Source organism: Synechococcus sp. Lug-A, from assembly GCF_024345655.1.
GTDB lineage: Bacteria > Cyanobacteriota > Cyanobacteriia > PCC-6307 > Cyanobiaceae > MW101C3.
In genome coordinates, this window is sequence record NZ_JAGQBN010000012.1 from 1 (window position 1) to 17,392 (window position 17,392).

General features: G+C 68.7%; 14 protein-coding genes. 7 read left to right on the forward strand and 7 right to left on the reverse strand.

Annotated elements, in window-relative coordinates:
- On the forward strand, positions 1-1,311 hold a 1,311-nt coding region (gene mutS / locus KBY86_RS09995), incomplete at its 5' end, for a DNA mismatch repair protein MutS (RefSeq protein WP_255140996.1).
- Positions 1,312-1,319: 8 nt separating this feature from the next.
- Here the strand turns inward: mutS and KBY86_RS10000 are convergent.
- Positions 1,320-1,943, reverse strand: a complete 624-nt coding sequence (locus KBY86_RS10000; RefSeq protein WP_255140997.1) for a precorrin-8X methylmutase — start codon at positions 1,941-1,943, stop codon at positions 1,320-1,322.
- Between the two features lie 11 nt (positions 1,944-1,954).
- Here KBY86_RS10000 and holA point away from each other — a divergent pair, with 11 nt between their 5' ends.
- Genes holA through KBY86_RS10015 form a run of 3 tightly spaced genes read left to right on the forward strand, consistent with a single transcriptional unit; the run spans position 1,955 to position 6,149 of the window.
- Positions 1,955-2,923 carry a DNA polymerase III subunit delta gene (gene holA, locus KBY86_RS10005; RefSeq protein ID WP_255140998.1) on the forward strand — a complete coding sequence of 323 codons (969 nt, stop codon included), beginning with the start codon at positions 1,955-1,957 and terminating at the stop codon, positions 2,921-2,923.
- A 34-nt stretch (positions 2,924-2,957) separates the two neighbouring features.
- Positions 2,958-4,802, forward strand: coding sequence for an aspartate kinase (locus tag KBY86_RS10010; protein ID WP_255100507.1), 1,845 nt, complete (start codon positions 2,958-2,960; stop codon positions 4,800-4,802).
- Positions 4,803-6,149 (forward strand): exopolysaccharide biosynthesis polyprenyl glycosylphosphotransferase, encoded by a 1,347-nt coding sequence (locus KBY86_RS10015; RefSeq protein ID WP_255140999.1) that lies wholly within the window; start codon positions 4,803-4,805, stop codon positions 6,147-6,149.
- Between the two features lie 20 nt (positions 6,150-6,169).
- On the opposite strand, the gene uvrB is transcribed toward KBY86_RS10015, so the two are convergent.
- The 3 genes from uvrB to KBY86_RS10030 form a co-directional block, all read right to left on the reverse strand.
- Positions 6,170-8,176, reverse strand: coding sequence for an excinuclease ABC subunit UvrB (uvrB, locus tag KBY86_RS10020; protein WP_255141048.1), 2,007 nt, complete (start codon positions 8,174-8,176; stop codon positions 6,170-6,172).
- Between the two features lie 100 nt (positions 8,177-8,276).
- Entirely contained in the window at positions 8,277-8,702 is a 426-nt protein-coding gene (locus tag KBY86_RS10025; protein WP_255141000.1) for a phage holin family protein, read from the reverse strand.
- A 136-nt stretch (positions 8,703-8,838) separates the two neighbouring features.
- Positions 8,839-9,594 (reverse strand): DUF561 domain-containing protein, encoded by a 756-nt coding sequence (locus KBY86_RS10030; RefSeq protein WP_255141001.1) that lies wholly within the window; start codon positions 9,592-9,594, stop codon positions 8,839-8,841.
- Between the two features lie 15 nt (positions 9,595-9,609).
- On the opposite strand from KBY86_RS10030, the gene tilS reads away from it, so the two are divergent.
- Entirely contained in the window at positions 9,610-10,686 is a 1,077-nt protein-coding gene (gene tilS / locus KBY86_RS10035) for a tRNA lysidine(34) synthetase TilS (RefSeq protein ID WP_255141002.1), read from the forward strand.
- On the forward strand, positions 10,686-11,396 hold the full coding sequence (locus KBY86_RS10040) for a hypothetical protein (protein WP_255141003.1): 711 nt from the start codon (positions 10,686-10,688) through the stop codon (positions 11,394-11,396). Before tilS ends, KBY86_RS10040 begins: the two co-directional genes overlap by 1 nt.
- A 25-nt stretch (positions 11,397-11,421) precedes the next feature.
- Here the strand turns inward: KBY86_RS10040 and KBY86_RS10045 are convergent, their stop codons facing one another.
- From KBY86_RS10045 to KBY86_RS10055, 3 genes are all read right to left on the reverse strand, one after another.
- Positions 11,422-13,398 (reverse strand): ribonuclease J, encoded by a 1,977-nt coding sequence (locus KBY86_RS10045; RefSeq protein WP_255141004.1) that lies wholly within the window; start codon positions 13,396-13,398, stop codon positions 11,422-11,424.
- A 126-nt stretch (positions 13,399-13,524) separates the two neighbouring features.
- Positions 13,525-14,421 (reverse strand): 4-hydroxy-tetrahydrodipicolinate synthase, encoded by an 897-nt coding sequence (gene dapA, locus KBY86_RS10050; RefSeq protein ID WP_094511141.1) that lies wholly within the window; start codon positions 14,419-14,421, stop codon positions 13,525-13,527.
- Positions 14,418-15,536, reverse strand: a complete 1,119-nt coding sequence (locus KBY86_RS10055) for an aspartate-semialdehyde dehydrogenase (RefSeq protein WP_255141005.1) — start codon at positions 15,534-15,536, stop codon at positions 14,418-14,420. Before KBY86_RS10055 ends, dapA begins: the two co-directional genes overlap by 4 nt.
- A 449-nt stretch (positions 15,537-15,985) precedes the next feature.
- Here KBY86_RS10055 and tig point away from each other — a divergent pair, with 449 nt between their 5' ends.
- Positions 15,986-17,368: a trigger factor gene (tig, locus tag KBY86_RS10060; protein WP_255141006.1), complete on the forward strand. Its 1,383-nt coding sequence runs from the start codon at positions 15,986-15,988 to the stop codon at positions 17,366-17,368.
- The last annotated feature ends 24 nt before the right edge of the window (positions 17,369-17,392 follow it).

Genomic DNA, 17,392 nt, shown 5'->3' on the forward strand with positions numbered 1-17,392 from the left:
CTGGCGGCGTTGCTGGCGGCGGCGCGCAGCGAGCCCCTGGCGGCCCTGCGCGAACCGCCGCCCGAACTGGCGGTGCTGGTGGAGCAGCTGCGTCACACCCTGCGGGACACCCCGCCACTGAGCCTCACGGAAGGGGGGCTGATCCACGACGGCGTCGACGCGCGACTCGATGGGCTGCGCAACCGGCTCGACGACCAGCAGGCCTGGCTGGTGGAGCAGGAGAAAGCGGAGCGGCAACGCAGCGGCATCCCCTCGCTGCGGGTTCAGTTTCACCGCACCTTCGGCTATTTCCTCTCGGTGAGCCGGGCCCGGGCCACACGGGTGCCCGAGCACTGGATCCGGCGCCAGACCCTCGCCAACGAGGAGCGCTTCGTGACGCCCGAACTCAAGGCACGCGAGGGCCGCATCCTGCAGCTCCAGGCTCGCGCCGCCCAGCGGGAGTACGAACTGTTCAGCGAGCTGCGCGCCGCCGTCGGCGCCCTGGCCGCGCCGATCCGCAGCGCCGCCCGGCGCGTGGCCCGCCTCGATGCGATCGCCTCGCTGGCTGAGGTGGCCGCCACCTGCGGCTACTGCCGCCCCGAGCTCACCGCCGACCGCAGCCTCTGGATCGAGGCCGGCCGCCATCCCGTGGTGGAACAGCTGCTGGTGGAGGAGCCCTTCACCGCCAATGGCATCCACCTGGGCGAGGCGGACCAGCCCGATCTGGTGGTGCTCACCGGGCCGAACGCCAGTGGCAAGAGCTGCTATCTGCGCCAGACGGGCCTGCTGCAGCTGATGGCCCAGATCGGCAGCTGGATTCCCGCCAGCCGCGCCCGGCTCGGCCTCTGCGACCGCATCTTCACCCGGGTCGGCGCCGTGGATGACCTCGCCACCGGCCAGTCCACCTTCATGGTGGAGATGGCCGAAACGGCCAACATCCTGCACCACGCCACCGATCGCTCTCTGGTGCTGCTCGATGAGATCGGGCGCGGCACTGCCACCTTCGACGGCCTCTCGATCGCCTGGGCGGTGGCGGAGCACCTGGCCGACGGCCTGCGGGCGCGGGCGGTGTTCGCCACCCACTACCACGAGCTCAACGAGCTGGCCGAGCTGCTCCCGAACGTGGCCAACTTCCAGGTGCTGGTGGAGGAAACCGGCGATCAGCTGGTGTTCCTGCATCAGGTGCGTCCCGGCGGCGCCAGCCGCAGCTACGGCATCGAGGCGGCCCGCCTGGCCGGGGTGCCCCAGCAGGTGGTGCGCCGCGCCCGACAGGTGCTCGGACGGATCGAGGCCAACAGCCACGTGGTGGTGGGGCTGCAGGTGGCGGCCTAGGGAAGGCCTCAGGCCCGATCCAGCCAGGCGCGCCGCAGCAGGGCGTTCACCGCCGCCGCCGCCAGACCAGCCCCCCCCTTGCTGCCCTCCAGCCGGATCTGGGGCAGACCGCTGGCGGCCAGGTGGCGCTTGCTCTCGGCCACCCCCACAAAGCCCACCGGCATGCCGATCACCAGCGCCGGCGGCACCACGCCCGCGACCGGCTCGGGGGCGGCCACCAGCTCCAGCAGCCGTTCAAGCGCGGTGGGGGCACTGCCGATCAGCACCACCGCCCCCGGCAGGGCCGCCAGGGCCGGGGCCATCCCCGCAGCGGAGCGGGTGCTGCCTTCAGGCGCCAGAGCGGGCGCCCAGGCCAGCACGCTGTGCACCGGGTTGCCGAAGCTGCGGCGGGCCATCGGGGTCACCGCGGCCGCCGCCATCGCGGTATCGGTGAGGATCGGCGTCCCGGCCGCCAGGGCCGCCAGGCCGGCGACGCAGGCGCCCGGGCTGAAGCGCAGCTCCGGCGCAATGGCCAGATCGCCACTGCTGTGCACCAGGCGCTCGAGCACCTCCTGTTGCACGGGGTCAAGACCGGTGGGCCCCAGCCAGCCCCGGATCCGCCGCACGCTTTCGGTGAAGATCGGATGGTCCACGGCCTGCCCCGATGCCGATCCATCTCTACTGGGGCGACGACGAGGCCAGCCGTCAACGGGCGGTGGAGGAGCTGATCACCGCGTCAGTGGATCCGGTCTGGCAGAGCATCAACCTCAGCCGGCTTGATGGCAACGACACGGCCCAGGCCGGCCAGGCCCTGATCGAGGCGCGCACCGGCCCGTTCGGCGGCGGTGACCGGGTGGTGGTGCTGCAGCGCAGCCCCTTCTGCCACACCTGTCCGGCGGAGCTGGCCATGCAGCTGGAGGCCAGCCTGGAGCTGATCCCCGCCACCAGCCACCTGGTGCTGGTGAGCGAAGGCAAACCGGACGCACGCCTGCGCACCACCAAAGCCCTCAAGGCGATCGCCAAGGAACGCAGCTTCGTGCTGCCGGCGGTGTGGGATGGAGAGGGCCAGCTGGAGCTGGTACGCAGCACTGCCCGCTCGCTGGGCCTGACGGCCACGCCGGCGGCGATCGAAGCGCTGGCGGGTGCGATCGGCAGCGACAGCGCCCGCCTGGCCAGTGAGCTGGAGAAGCTCGCCGTGTTCTGCGGTGAGCGCCCGATCGACGGCGCGGCGGTGGCGGCGCTGGTGGCGGGCCACAGCACCAGCAGCCTGGCGGTGGGGGAAGCGCTGCTGCGCGGGGACGCCGGCGAGGCCATCGCCCTGGTGGACGAGCTGGTGCGGGCGGGCGAACCGGCGCTGCGGATCGTGGCCACACTCGCCGGCCAGCTGCGGGGCTGGGTGTGGGTGAGCCTGCTGGACGCCCAGGGCGAACAGGACGTGGCCGTGATCGCCAAGGCGGCCGGCATCGGCAACCCCAGGCGCATCTACGTGCTGCGCAAGCAGTTGCGCGGACGGTCGGCGGAGCGGCTGCTGCGGTTGCTGGGGCAGTTGCTGGAGGTGGAGGCGGCGCTCAAACGGGGCACCGAAGCCGGCGACGCCTTCCGCGATGGGTTCCTGTCAGCCCCCCTCCGATAATCAGGACCGATCCACCGTTCGCGCGCGCACCGGGATGGCCCTGCTGGTTCAGAAGTTCGGGGGCACCTCCGTCGGCAGCGTGGAACGCCTGCAGGCCGTAGCGCGTCGCATCGCCGCCAGCCGCGAGGAGGGCCACGATCTGGTGATCGTGGTGTCGGCCATGGGCCACACCACCGACGAACTCACCGGCCTGGCCCGGGCGATCACCACCACCCCTCCCCAGCGGGAGATGGACATGCTGCTGGCCACCGGTGAGCAGGTGTCGATCGCCCTGCTGGCGATGGCGCTGCAGGCGATCGGCGTGCCGGCCGTGTCGATGACCGGCGCCCAGGTGGGGATCGTCACCGAGTCGTCCTACGGGCGCGCGCGGATCCTGGAGGTGCGCACCGACCGGATCGAGCGGTTGCTGGAGGAGGGCCAGGTGGTGGTGGTGGCCGGCTTCCAGGGCACCAGCAGCGGCAGCGCCGGTACGCCGGAGATCACCACCCTGGGCCGCGGCGGCTCCGACACCTCGGCCGTGGCGCTGGCGGCGGCGCTGGCGGCGTCGGTGTGCGAGATCTACACCGATGTGCCGGGCGTGCTCACCACCGACCCCCGCAAGGTGGCGGATGCCCAGCTGATGGAGCAGGTGAGCTGCGACGAGATGCTGGAGCTGGCCAGCCTCGGCGCCTCGGTGTTGCACCCACGGGCGGTGGAGATCGCCCGCAACTACGGCGTGCCGCTGGTGGTGCGCTCCAGTTGGAGCGAGGCCCCCGGCACCCGGCTCACCAGTGGCCCGCCGCGCCCGATCGGCAGCGGTGGGCTGGAACTGGGCCGTCCCGTCGATGGCGCCGATCTCGAGGAGCACCAGGCGGTGCTGGCCCTCACCCGCGTGCCCGACCGACCCGGTGTGGCCGCCCTGCTGTTCGAGGCCCTCTCGGCCGCCGGCCTGAACGTGGATCTGATCGTGCAATCGACCCATGACGGCACCACCAACGACATCGCCTTCACAGTGGCGGAGGATCAGCTGGAGGCCTCACTCACGGTGTGCCGCGCTCTGCTCGGCGATCTCCAGGCCGACGACACGGCCCTGAGCAGCGAGGCGGGCCTGGCCAAGCTGAGCATCTCCGGAGCCGGGATCATGGGGCGGCCGGGCATTGCCGCGCGCCTGTTCGACACCCTGGCGCGCTATGGGATCAACCTGCGCATGATCGCCACCAGCGAGGTGAAGGTGAGTTGCCTGGTGGACGGCAGCCAAGGCCACCGGGCCCTGCGGGCCGCCGCCGAAGTGTTCGAGCTGCAGGAGCACCAGCTGCGCCAGAACCCGCTGCCCTGCAGGGTCAACGATCCCGCTGTGCGGGGCGTGGCCCTCGACCGGGATCAGGCCCAGGTGGCCGTGCGGCAGGTGCCCGATCGGCCCGGCACCGCCGCCGCCGTCTGCCGCAGCCTGGCGGATGCGGGCATCAGCCTCGACACGATCGTGCAGTCGGAGCGCACCCGCGGGGAAGGGCCCACCCGCAGCCGCGACATGAGCTTCACGCTGCGACGGGAGGATCTGGCGCGGGCCCGCCAGGCACTGCAACCGCTGCTGCTGCAGTGGCCGGAAGCGAGCTTCGAGCAGGGCAGCGCCATCGCCCGGGTCAGCGCCGTGGGCGCCGGCATGCCCTGCACACCCGGCACGGCGGGCCGCATGTTCCGGGCCCTGGCGGCAGCGGGCATCAACATCGAGATGATCGCCACCAGCGAGATCCGCACCAGCTGTGTGGTGGCCGAAGACGATGGCGTCAAGGCCCTGCAGGTTGTGCACGCCTGCTTCGCGCTGGGCGGCGAGGCCAGCCATCAGGCGCAAGGCAGCGAGGCTCCCGCCAGCCACGACGCCGCCCTCCCCGCAGACGCCTAGGTGCACTGGCTCTCCACCCGTCGATGGCTGGCCCTGGCGGCGGGGCTTGATGCCGCCGGCCTCGTCGTGCTGGCGCTGCTGATCGGCCGGGCGCGCCAGGCGCCGAGCGATCCGAGCGCCGGCCTGCTGCTGATCCTGGTCTTGCTCTACTGGACCTTCGGCTGGCTGTTCGGTTCGTACACCGTGCTGCGCCGCGCCGACATGCGCCGCATGCGCCTGGCCCTGCGGCTCGGGGTCACGAGCGCGGTGTCGCTCAGTGCCGCCGCCCTGCTGGGCTGGTTGGTGCGGGCAGGCCCGGCTGTGGCCGTGCTGCACCGCGGCAGCCTCATCCCGATGTTCGTGTTGCTGGCCCTGTGGAGCGCCTTGGTGCGGCTGGCGATCCGGCAGGTCTCCAGCCACCCCGGCAACGACCACTGGCGGGTGCTGGCGCTGCCGGAGGAAATCGCGGCGATCGAGCGGGAGTGGGGGCACCAGGCGGGGAGACCGGCACTGGCCATCCAGGATGCGCGCGCCCAGGTGTCGCCGGTGGACGGGCATCCCATGGACCATGAAAAGCTGCCGGGCGGGCTGGATGGCATCGCCCTCAGCCCGGGTGTGCAGGCCGACCCCGCCCTGATGCGGCAGGCGGAGCAGCTGGCCTGGCTGGGCGGGCCACTCACCACCCTGGCCGAGATGGCCGAGCAGGAGCTGCAACGCATCCCGCCGCAGTGGGTGGGCCACCAATGGCTGCTGTTCTCCGGGCGGATCGAAGGGCGTCAGCCCACGGTGGAGAGGCAGCTCAAGCGCTTCGCCGATGTGGCCATCAGCCTGCTGCTGCTGCTGCTGGCTGCGCCGCTGCTACTGCCGGCTGCAGCCCTGATCCACCTGGGCGATGGCGGACCTGTGTTCTACCGCCAGCGTCGCTCCGGCCTGATGGGCAAAGCCATTGAGGTGATCAAGCTGCGCTCGATGGTGCGACAGGCGGAACTGGGCGGGGCCAGGTGGTCGGAGCCCAATGATCAACGCATCACCCCGGTGGGTGTGTGGCTGCGGCGCACCCGCCTCGATGAACTGCCCCAGCTGCTGAACGTGCTGCGCGGCGAGATGAGCCTGATCGGCCCACGGCCGGAGCGGCCGGAGCTGGAAGGGGAGCTGGAGCAGCGCATCCCCCACTACCGGCTGCGGCACTGGATCCGCCCGGGCCTGAGCGGCTGGGCCCAGGTGAACATGCCCTACAGCTCCAGCGTGGAAGATGCGCAGCTGAAGCTCAGCTACGACCTCTACTACCTGCGCAACGGCAGCATCTGGCTGGATCTGCTGATCCTCGCCAAAACGATCAAAACCGTGCTGAAGGCCTCCGGGCGTTGACCAGCTGATCGCAGCATGGCTCAGTGATGACCCACCAGTTTCTGACGCAACTGCTTGATGCGATCGCGCAGGTTGGCCGCTTCTTCGAAGTCGAGGTTCTTGGCTGCCGTTTTCATCTTGTCCTCCAGCTGGGTGATCAGCTCCGGCAGCGCTTCGAGCGGGGCTTCGTTGTGAACGGCCAGCTCCACAGCCTGCTCCAGCTGATCGTCGTTGAGGCGGCGGGACACCTCCAGGTAGGCCAGGATCGAGTTGCCGGCCCGCTTGCCGGCGGGGGTAGGGGTGATGCCGTGCTCTTCGTTGTAGGCATGCTGGATGGCACGCCGCCGCTCGGTTTCGGAAATAGCCTTCGCCATCGAATCCGTGAGGTTGTCGCCATAGAGCAACGCCACCCCACTCACATGGCGGGCGGCGCGGCCGATCGTCTGGATCAAGGAGCGTTCTGCCCGCAGGAAGCCTTCCTTATCGGCATCGAGAATCGCCACCAGCGACACTTCCGGTAGATCGAGCCCTTCGCGCAGCAGGTTCACGCCCACCAGAGCATCGAACGCGCCATTGCGCAGATCCTGGATGATCTCGATGCGTTCGATCGAGTGGATCTCGGAGTGGAGATAGCGCACCCGCACCCCATTCTCAGCCAGGTAATCGGTGAGATCCTCCGCCATGCGCTTGGTGAGGGTGGTGATCAGGCTGCGCTCCGAGCGCTCCGCCCGCACCCGGATTTCAGCCAGCAGATCATCCACCTGCCCCTCGGTGGGGCGCACCTCCACGATCGGATCCAGCACGCCGGTGGGGCGAATCACCTGCTGGGCGATGTGGCCCTCGCTCTGCTGCATCTCCCATTGCCCCGGAGTGGCGGACACGAAGATGGTCTGGCGGGCCTTTTCCCAGAACTCCTCCGCCTTGAGCGGGCGGTTGTCAGCGGCGCTGGGCAGGCGAAAGCCGTGGTCGATCAACACCTGCTTGCGTGCCTGGTCGCCGTTGTACATGGCATGCAGCTGGGAGCAGGTGACGTGGCTTTCATCCACCACCAGCAGCCAGTCGTCGGGGAAGTAATCGATCAGGCATTCGGGCGGAGTGCCGGCCTGGCGGCCCGCGAGGTGGCGGGCGTAGTTCTCCACACCGTTGCAGTAGCCCACTTCCTTGAGCATTTCCAGGTCGTAGGTGGTGCGCTGCTCGAGGCGCTGGGCCTCCAGCAGCTTGCCCTGCGCATGCAGCACCTCGAGACGATCGCGTAGCTCCGTGCGGATCGCGTCGATCGCCACTTCGAGCCGATCTTTGGGGGTCACGAAGTGTTTGGCGGGGTAGATGTTCACCGCCTCCAGGCTCTGCAATATCTCACCGGTGGTGGGGTCCACGTAGCGGATCGCCTCCACCTCATCCCCGAACAGCTCAATGCGCACGAGCCTGTCTTCATAGGCGGGGCCGATCTCCAGCACATCGCCCTTCACCCGGAAGCGGCCGCGGCCCGCCTCCAGGTCATTGCGGGAATACTGGTTGTTCACCAGCTCCCGCAGCGAGCCGCGCAGATTGAGCGTCTCCCCCACCTGGAACTTCACCGCCGCCTTGAGGTATTCCGAGGGGATACCAAGGCCATAGATGCAGCTGATCGAGGCCACCACGATCACATCGCGGCGCTCGAACAGCGAACGGGTGGCGGAGTGCCGCAGCATGTCGATCTCTTCGTTGATCGAGGCCGTCTTGGCGATGTAGGTATCAGAAACAGGGACGTAGGCTTCGGGCTGGTAGTAGTCGTAATAGGAGATGAAATACTCAACGGCGTTCTCTGGAAAGAACTCGCGCAGTTCGTTGCACAGCTGCGCCGCCAATGTCTTGTTATGGGCCAGCACCAGGGCGGGTCTGCCGGTGCGGGCGATCACATTCGCGATCGAGAAGGTCTTGCCCGTTCCGGTGGCGCCCAGCAGGGTCTGAAAGCGCTGCCCCTGCTCCACGCCGCGGGTGAGGGTCTCGATGGCGGTCGGTTGATCCCCCTTGGGTTCATAAGGGGCTGTGAGCTGATAACGGGGCATGCCGCTCGGATGCCAGGCCAGCAGGCCTGCCGGTAGCACCTGATCCTAAGGAAGCCGCAAGGGGTGAAGCGGCGGAGAGCCGCCCACAGCCCGCCAGTTTTCAGCTGAGGCCGGCCCCGGCCAGCAGACCTGCACGGGTGAAGCTCACATTGAGGCCCAGCAGGCCGAGAATCAAGGTGCTGAGGATGCTGTAGGCCAGGGCGCCGAAGATCGCGCTCACCGCTCCACCGCGCAGCCGGAAGCCGTGGATCAGCCACGCCGCCAAGGCGAACAGGATGATCGTGATCAGCCAGTTGAACAGGAAGGTCACCGGGGCGATCAATCCACCCAGGCTGGTGACCGCCCAGGGGAGAGCGAGCAGCAGTTTCAGCGGCCACACCAGCAGGGTGCCCAGCAGGCCGATCACCACAGCAGAGAGCATGGCCGTCCCGAAGCTGGACATCTCCACCCCCAGGGGGAGAGCCGCCACGATCAGCAGGATGCCGGCGCGGATGGGCCACTGCAGCAGCCAGACAAAGGCTCCCATGCGTCAAAGATGCAGACACTGAACCCTATCCACCTCACCAGGGGGTGGATAGGGCGCTGGGCACATTCCTTCATGGCCCAGGAGACAGGCGAAGCAACCGCGGCGGCACCCAGCTTTGGCCAAGCAGCCAATCGGATCAATGAACGGCTGCCGGAACGCCGTTGAGCGCCTCGCGCAGGCTGCGCACCACCGCAACCATCGCCAGGTCGTCGTGGAGGCGGTTGATGGCCGAGCCCACGCCCACGCCGCTGGCGCCGGCGGCGATCGCCAGCGGCAGGCTGACGGCCGAGAGGCCGGAGGCGCACAGCACCGGCAGGGGGACGGCGCGGCTGATCGTGTGGGCCGCCGCCAGGGTGGGTGCCGCCTTCTCGATCAGGCCGAGGATGCCGGCGCTGTGGGGGAGGGCACTGGTGCCGCCTTCGGTCTGGATGATGTCAGCGCCTTCGGCGGCCAGGGCCACTGCCAGTTGCTCCTGCTCATCCAGCGGCAGGATGTGCGGCACGGTGACAGACAGCACCACGTCGGGAAGTAACTGCCGGGTGCGGCGGGTGAGGGCGATCACCTCCTCGGCACCGAAGCGGCGGCCCAGCGGATAGAAGGCATCGAAATTGCCGATCTCCACCATGGCGGCGCCGGCGGCGACCACCGCGGGGAACAGCTCGGGGTCGACCGCCGAAGCGCAGATCGGCAGACCGGAGGCCGCCGTCGCCAGCCGGACCAGCTCGGGGTCACAGGCCACGTCGATCAGGTCGGCGCCGCCAGCGCCCGCCGCCCGGCTCACCGCCGCCACCGAGGCCGTGTCGCGATTGGTGAGGCCCGCGATCACCTTCAGCATCCGCCGCGAGGCCAGCGAAGCTTGCAGAGCAGCGGGCAGACTGGCAAGACGGGACATCGGCGGGGGCAGCGGATGACTGGCATTGTCCCACCCGCCATGCACGGGGAGCCGCCAGCTGCCGCCTCCCCGTGGAGCCCTCTTCACCTGCGCCTGCACCGCACCCTGCTGCTGCAGCCCGATCTGCTGCCACCGGGTGAGCGGCTGCTGCTGGCGGTTTCCGGCGGGCAGGATTCGATGGCGATGACCGGGCTGCTGCTCGACCTGCGCCGCCTGCACCAGTGGCAACTCCATCTCTGGCACGGCGATCACGGCTGGCGCCCCGAAGCCAGCAGCCAGGCCCGGGAGCTTGCCGCCTGGGCCAGGCAGCAGCAGTTGCCGCTGGAGCTGGCCACCCCTGACCGAGCGCTGGCCTCGGAAGCGGAGGCCAGGGAATGGCGTTACCACTGCCTGCAGCACCAGGCGCTGGGGCTGGGTTGCCGCCGGGTGGCCACGGGCCACACCGCCAGCGACCGCGCCGAAACCATGCTTCTGCACCTGGCCCGCGGCACCCATCTGCGGGGCCTGGCGAGCCTGAGACGCCTGCGTCCCAGCAGCGGCACTGTTCAGATCGCCCGGCCGCTGCTGGGGCTGATGCGTCAAGAAACGGAGCGGTTCTGCGCAGACCGTGGCCTGCCCGTGTGGCCCGACTCCAGCAACACGGATCCTCGCTTCAGCCGCAACCGCATTCGCCATCAGGTGCTGCCGGTGCTGGAGGAGCTGCATCCCGGGGCCAGCCGGCGCATGAACGCCCTGGCCGAACGGCTGGAGCACGGCCAGGCGCTGCAGAGCGAGCTGCTGGCCCTCAGCATCGCAGCGCTCAGCGAGCCTGACAGCCCCCGCACGCTCAGGCGTGCCGCCCTTGCCGGTCTGTCGGCGGCCACTCAGCGGGCGGTGCTGCACCACTGGATCGAGCGGGAAACGGGCTCCGGGCCGCTGAGCTCCCAGCTGGAGCGTCTGAGGCAGCGGTTGCCGCCGGAGCGCGGGGCTGGCAGCCTGGATCTTGCCGAGGGCTGGCGGCTGGTGTGGGGGCGCGCAACGCTCACACTGGAGCGGTCAGTCAGCCGCACCGATCCAGCATCGGCTTCGACCCTCCACGCCACCCCCCACTGATGTCCGAAGTGTTCGATCAGGTCAGCTTCGATCGCAATTACGGCGTGGTGGAGCTGGCCTACAGCCAGGGTCGCTACGACGAAGCCCTGTCCGGCGCCGAAGCGTTGATGAAGGAAGTGGAGGGCACGGGGAACCGCCCCCAGGTGCTCCGCCTCAAGCTGCTGCTCGGCCACATCAATTTCTATGGGCTGCAGCAGCCGCTGCGCGCCGGGCAGCTGTACCACAACGTGCTCGACAACGCCCTCGACCCCATCTACCGCGACCTGGCGGCGCAGGGGGTGGAGCTCACCGAGAAGGCGTTGCAACAACAGGCCAGTGAGTCCGAGCCGGGGCATGTTCCTGATCGACCGGCCAAGCCAAAGATCGGCGGCAACGCCGCCATGCCCTGGCTGAGCGGAAACGGGGACGACGAGGAGGCGGAGCTGCTCGACCTCGAGGCAAGCGCGTACAGCTCGCTGCCGTTCATGCCCACGACCCCGAAGGGCGGCTCTGCCCAGGGTGCGGCCTCCGGCAGCAGCAGACTGGCGATCGAGACGGTGCTGCCGGTCCCGCCCCCCATCGAGACCGTGAACGTGCGGGTGGTGGAAGACACCACGCCGGCAACCCGCTGGACCGCCGATGCGGGGCTCACGTCCCTGCCTCCGCTGGAAATCAGCCCCGAAGAGGAAGCGGAGCTGATGAAAGGACTGCTGCGGGTGGTGCTGGACTGAGGCCCAGCACCACCCGGCAGCGACGTCAGCCCGCGGCGGTGGAACGGCGGCGGCGCACCCGGTTGGCGGGCATTTCAGGTTCCTCGCGGCGCTCTGCCTGAGGCTCCTCCTTGACGACGGCGGCCGCTGGTACGGCCACGGCGAGTTGACGAGCTGGCGTGGCGGCAGCCGCCGGGGCCGTGCGCACCGCACCATCCCGCACCACCTCGCGGCTCTGGTGCCGCACTGTGCGGGGAGCCGGCCGGGTGTCGGGCTCGGCATCGGCGCGGCCCTTGTAGGCGGGCGTGCCACCAGGAGCAGGCTGGACCAGACAGATGATCAGCGGCTCCACCTGCAGCTCGCGGCGCAGCCGGCGCTGCAGCCCCACTTCGATCTCGCGCTGCACGCCCACCCAATCCACATCGGGGGCCTTGCCGCCGCTGTTGCGGGAGAGCTGATTCCAGCGGTTCTCCAGCACCCAGGTGATTTCACGCTCGGCCCAGACCGAGAGCTTGCGGGCATCGGCTGTGGTGACCACGCCGCGCAGGTTCACCCGCGGCGGGGCCGCCATCACGCCATCGGTGCTGATCACGGTGAGCAGGGTGATCACCCCGTCTTCAGCCAGCTGCTGGCGCTCCTTGAGCACACGAGCGTCGACGATGCCGTTGCGGGAGGCATCGAGCAGCTCAATGCCGGCCTTCACCGGTTCCCCTTTGTGGATGCGGTCGGGGGTGAGTTCCACCACATCGCCGTTGTCGATGATGAGGATGTTGTCGGCGGGGACCCCCATCGACTGGGCCGTCCTGGAGTGGCATACGAGCATGCGGTGCTCACCGTGCACGGGCACGAAGAACTTCGGCCGGGTAAGCGCCAGCATCAACTTGTGATCCTCCTGGCAACCGTGTCCGGACACGTGGATGCCCTCGCCTTTGCCGTACACAACCTTCGCCCCCATCATCATCAGCCGGTCGATGGTGTTCACCACTGAGATGGTGTTGCCGGGGATCGGGCTGGCCGAGAAGATGATCGTGTCGGTGGATTTCACCTGCACCTGCGGGTGCTCGCCACGGGAGATGCGGCTCAGGGCAGCGAGGGGTTCACCCTGGCTGCCGGTCATCAGCAGCAGGGTTTCACGGTCGGGCAGATCACGGATCTGCTTGATCGGTACGAACAGCTCATCGGGGCAGCGGATATAGCCCAGCTCGCGCGCCTTGGCGATCACGTTGAGCATGGAGCGGCCCAGCAGGCCCACCTTGCGGCCGTGCTTCATGGCCAGCTCCAGAATCATCGACACCCGATGCACCGAGCTGGCGAAGGTGGTGACGATCACCCGCCCTTCGGCATTGGCGAAGTGTCGATCCAGATTCGGGAACACAGCCCGCTCGGGCGGGGTGAAGCCGGGAATCTCGGCATTGGTGGAGTCGCTGAACAGGCAGAGCACGCCCTGCTCGCCGTAATGGGCCATGCGCTGGATGTCGAAGTATTCGCCATCCACCGGGGTGTGGTCGAACTTGAAATCGCCGGTGAACACCACCACGCCCACGGGGGTTGTGATCGCAAGGCTGAAGCTGTCAGCGATCGAGTGGGTGTTGCGGATGAACTCCACCTTGAAATGCTGCCCCACCTTCACCACATCGCGGGGGCTCACGGTTTGGATGACGGTGCGATCGGTGACCGCTGCCTCCTCCATTTTCCCCTGCAGCATGGACATCGCCAGCCGCGGCCCGTAGATCACGGGGATGTTGAAGTTCTTGAGGTGATGCGGAATGCCACCGATGTGATCTTCGTGACCGTGGGTCACGATCATGCCGCGGATGCGCTTCTGGTTTTCGCGCAGATAGCTGGTGTCGGGCAGCACCACGTTCACGCCGTGCATGCCGTCGCTGGGGAAGGCCAGGCCGGCATCCACCAGCATCAGGTCATCGCCGTACTCGAACACGCAGGTGTTCTTGCCGATCTCGTGCAGGCCGCCGAGGGGAATGACTCGGAGACAGGGTTGTTTGCCGTTGGTGCTTGAGGTCATCAGGGGTGTCTCCGGATCAGATCCGGAACGAAGGGGAATGGAGCTGTGGAGCAGATGTTGTGGTCTGGTGCGGTGAAGCTGAAGCAGGAGTTCCGGGCGAGGCCATGCCGGAGGGGAGCCTTGGCGTCACGTGGGACGCAGGGCGGCCAGGGCCGTGGTCAATCGTTCACGCACATCGCTATCGGCAGAAACAAGAGGAAGTCGGGGGGCGCCCACGGGCCAGCCTTCGAGCTGCAGGGCGGCCTTGACCGGGATCGGATTGGTACTGGAGAACAGCGCCCGGCACAGCGGCATCATCTGCTCGTGCAGCGCCTGGGCGGTGGCATGGTCGCCGGCATGGAAGGCGGTGATCATCTGCCGGATCCGGGGGCCCACCAGATGGCTGGCCACGCTCACCACACCCACAGCCCCGAGCGCCAGCATCGGCAGGGTGAGGGCATCGTCGCCGCTGTAGATCGCCAGGGCTGATCCGCAGCGGACCCGCAGCTGGGTGACTTCGTCGGTGCTGCCACTGGCGGCCTTGTAGCTCACCACGTTGGGCAGATCCATCAGCCGCTCGGTGGTCTCCGGGGCCAGGCTGCAGGAAGTGCGGCCGGGGATGTTGTAGAGCATGATCGGCAGCTCCGGCACGGCGCTGGCGACGGCCCGGAAGTGGGCCTCGAGCCCCTCCTGGGGCGGTTTGTTGTAGTAAGGCACCACCACCAGGGCACCGTCGGCACCGAGCGCGGCCGCCTGGGAGATCGCCTCCACGGCCTCGGCCGTGCAGTTGCTGCCGGTGCCGGCGAGCACCTTGGCGCCGGGTCCCACCGCCTCCTTCACAGCCTGGAACAGCTGATGCTGCTCATCCCAGCTGAGCGTGGGGGATTCGCCGGTGGTGCCGCACACCACCAGACCGTCGGAGCCATGGGCGACCAGGTGCACCGCCAGGCGGGCAGCCAGATCGAGATCAAGGGAGCCATCGGCCGCGAACGGCGTGACCATGGCGGTGAGCACCCGGCCGAAAGGCGCGGCAACCAGTGTCAACCGGCACCTCCTGCAAGGGATTGCGCGCGGGATGGTGTTGCCGCGGAGGGCTCGGTCCTGCCACCTGGGGGCTGGCGGGACGGGTCGAACAGCAGCTCGGCGATCTGGATGGCGTTGAGCGCGGCCCCCTTGCGGATCTGATCGCCACAGAGCCAGAGCTCCAGCGCATGTGGATCGCTGATGTCCTGGCGCAACCGACCGATCGCCACAGGATCCCTGCCGGTCACATCGGTGGGCATGGGGAAACGGTTGGCATCGAAATCCTCGATCAGCTCCACACCGGGTGCCGCCGCCAGCAGGGCACGGGCCTCCTCGGGGGGGAAGGGCTCTTCGAACTCGATGTTCACCGCCTCCGAATGGGCCCTGAGCACGGGCACGCGCACGCAGGTGGCGGTGAGGCGCAGCTGCGGCAGCTGCATGATCTTGCGGGTTTCATTGACCATCTTCAGCTCCTCCTCGCAGTAACCGTTGCCCTGCAGCGGCGAGTTGTGCAGGAAGAGGTTGAAGGCGAGCGAGTGGGGCAGCACCGTGCTCACGGGCTGGCCACCATCGAGCACGGTGCGGCTGAGCGCGCGCAGCTCCTCCATCGCCCGGGCTCCCGCGCCGCTGGCCGATTGGTAGGTGCTCACCACGACACGCCGGATCGGACGCCGGGCCTGAAGAGGAGCCAGGGCCAGGGTGAGCAGGATCGTGGTGCAGTTGGGGTTGGCCACGATGCCCCGGTGGGCGAACGCCGCCGCCGGATTCACTTCGGGCACCACCAGCGGCACATCCTCATCCAGGCGGAACGCGCTGGAGTTGTCGATCACCACGGCGCCGGCCGCCACCGCCACTGGCGCCCACTGCCGGGAGATGGAGCCGCCCGCAGAGGCCAGGACCAGGTCCACCCCTTCGAAGGCGTCCGGGGCGACCGGCTGGACGGTGAGCGACTCGCCCCGCCAGGTGAGGCTGCGGCCAGCGGAACGGGGGGAGGCCAGCAGGCGCAGCTCGGCCACCGGGAACTGGCGTTCCTCCAGCAGCTCAAGCAGTTCACAGCCCACCGCACCGGTGGCGCCGAGTACGGCGACGGTGAGCGGCTGGCGGTTCAGAAAGGAGGCGAATGGTGCGGTGGACAACTTGGCGGGGGAGAACGGAGCAGCAGACGAAAATGGATTCAGACGGGGTGGAGCCGAAACGGATCAGGAGGCAGCGGCCGGGCCTTGCAACGAGCGCTTGGAAAGAGAACGGAGTGGGCCGACCGACGAAGCGAGGGAAATGAAGAAAGACGAAAAGGGAACGGTGAGGGGAGCGGGGGGTGTGAAAACTCTGTGCAGCAAGCGCGGCGATTCAGACGGGGTGGAAACGGCCTGGACTCGGGCTTTACGAGAAGAGCGTTTCCAGCCGGCGTCGAACCGGATGGGGATATGGATCTGTTTGTCGTCCCGATCACCTTACCCGGACCCCATCGCTTTGGCGAACAAGGATGGGCCTGCCTGGGGCGGCCTCTGCACGGTCCATAGGGGGGGGAGAGGCGAGTTTCTAGTATCGGGAGCTGCCCTGCCCCGCCGGTCCAGCCGGTTCGTCCATGAGCTCTGCTTTGAAGGTCAAGACCAGCCCCCTCCCCGGCAGCCGGTTGGCCCTGGAAGTGGAGATCCCTGGCGGCCGTTCCCAGGCCAGCTACGAAGCGGCGGTCAACAAGCTGAGCCGCAGCGTGCGCCTGCCGGGGTTCCGGCCCGGCAAGGTGCCGCGGCCAGTGCTGCTGCAGCAGATCGGTCCGCTGCGGATCCGCGCCACCGCCCTCGAAGACCTGGTCGACAGCGTCTGGCGCGATGCGCTCGCTCAGGAAAAGATCGAGGCGCTCAGCAGCCCTGAACTGAGCGAAGGCTTCGAGGCGCTGCTGGAGCGCTTCAACCCCGGTGATGCCCTGGTGCTCACCCTGGAACTTGATGTGCAGCCCACCCCCAGCCTGAAGGCCACCACCGGCCTGACGGCCGAAGCGGAAGCGGTCAGTTTCGACCCGGCCCGCATCGATGAACTGATCGAGCAATCCCGCCGCCAGCGGGCCACCCTGGTGCCGGTGGAAGGCCGGCCCGCCGCCAACGGCGATGTGGCGGTGGTGAGCTTCAGCGGCAGCTACGCCGACACCGGTGAGCCGATCGTGGGCGGTACCGCCGAAGCCCTGGAGGTGGAGCTCGACGATGGCCGCATGATCCCCGGATTCGTGGAAGGCATCCTCGGCATGACCATCGGCGAGGAGCGCCAGGTCAGCTGCCAGTTCCCCGACGACTACCCCCAGGAAGACGCGCGCGGCCGGGCCGCCAGCTTCGCGATCACGCTCAGCGACCTCAAGACCCGCGAACTGCCCGCCCTCGACGACGCCTTCGCCCAGGAAGCCAGTGACAAGGCCACCGTGGCCGAGATGCGGGCCGACCTGGAGACCAGGCTGCGCGATGACGCCGAACGGCGCGCCCGCAACGGCCGCCAGGAAGCCCTGCTCAATGCACTGGTGGAGCAGCTGGAGGTGGAGCTGCCCGAAAGTCTGATCCAGCAGGAAGTGCGCTCCTTGATCGAGCAGACGGCCAGCCAGATCGCTCAGCAGGGCATGGACGTCAAGAAGCTGTTCACCCAGGAGCTGGTGCGCAGCCTGATGGACACCTCCCGTCCTGAGGCGGTGCAGCGGCTGAAGCGCACCTTCGCCCTGCAGGCTCTGGCCGAGGCCGAAGCGATCGCGGTGGAGCCGGCCGTCATTGACGCCAAGGTGAAGGAGGTGAGCAAGGGCTTCAGCGACACCAGCAAGATCGACCCCGAGCGGCTGCGGCTGGCCGTGGCCGACGATCTGCTGCGCGAGAAGCTGCTGGAGTGGCTGGAGGCGAACAGCACCGTCACCGAGAAGGCGCCGGAGCCGGCCGCACAAGCCAGCGAGGGAGCTGACAAAGCCGCCACCGAACCTCCTGCCGCAGCGGGCTGAAGCGCAGCGGCCATAGATTGACCC

Bases quoted from the DNA above. Each gene is read 5' to 3' on its own strand.
- holA (WP_255140998.1), top strand. From the start codon at position 1,955: ATGCCGATCCATCTCTACTGGGGCGACGACGAGGCCAGCCGTCAACGG.
- KBY86_RS10010 (WP_255100507.1), top strand. From the start codon at position 2,958: ATGGCCCTGCTGGTTCAGAAGTTCGGGGGCACCTCCGTCGGCAGCGTG.
- uvrB (WP_255141048.1), bottom strand. From the start codon at position 8,176: ATGCCCCGTTATCAGCTCACAGCCCCTTATGAACCCAAGGGGGATCAA.
- KBY86_RS10025 (WP_255141000.1), bottom strand. From the start codon at position 8,702: ATGGGAGCCTTTGTCTGGCTGCTGCAGTGGCCCATCCGCGCCGGCATC.
- KBY86_RS10030 (WP_255141001.1), bottom strand. From the start codon at position 9,594: ATGTCCCGTCTTGCCAGTCTGCCCGCTGCTCTGCAAGCTTCGCTGGCC.
- tilS (WP_255141002.1), top strand. From the start codon at position 9,610: ATGACTGGCATTGTCCCACCCGCCATGCACGGGGAGCCGCCAGCTGCC.
- KBY86_RS10040 (WP_255141003.1), top strand. From the start codon at position 10,686: ATGTCCGAAGTGTTCGATCAGGTCAGCTTCGATCGCAATTACGGCGTG.
- KBY86_RS10045 (WP_255141004.1), bottom strand. From the start codon at position 13,398: ATGACCTCAAGCACCAACGGCAAACAACCCTGTCTCCGAGTCATTCCC.
- tig (WP_255141006.1), top strand. From the start codon at position 15,986: ATGAGCTCTGCTTTGAAGGTCAAGACCAGCCCCCTCCCCGGCAGCCGG.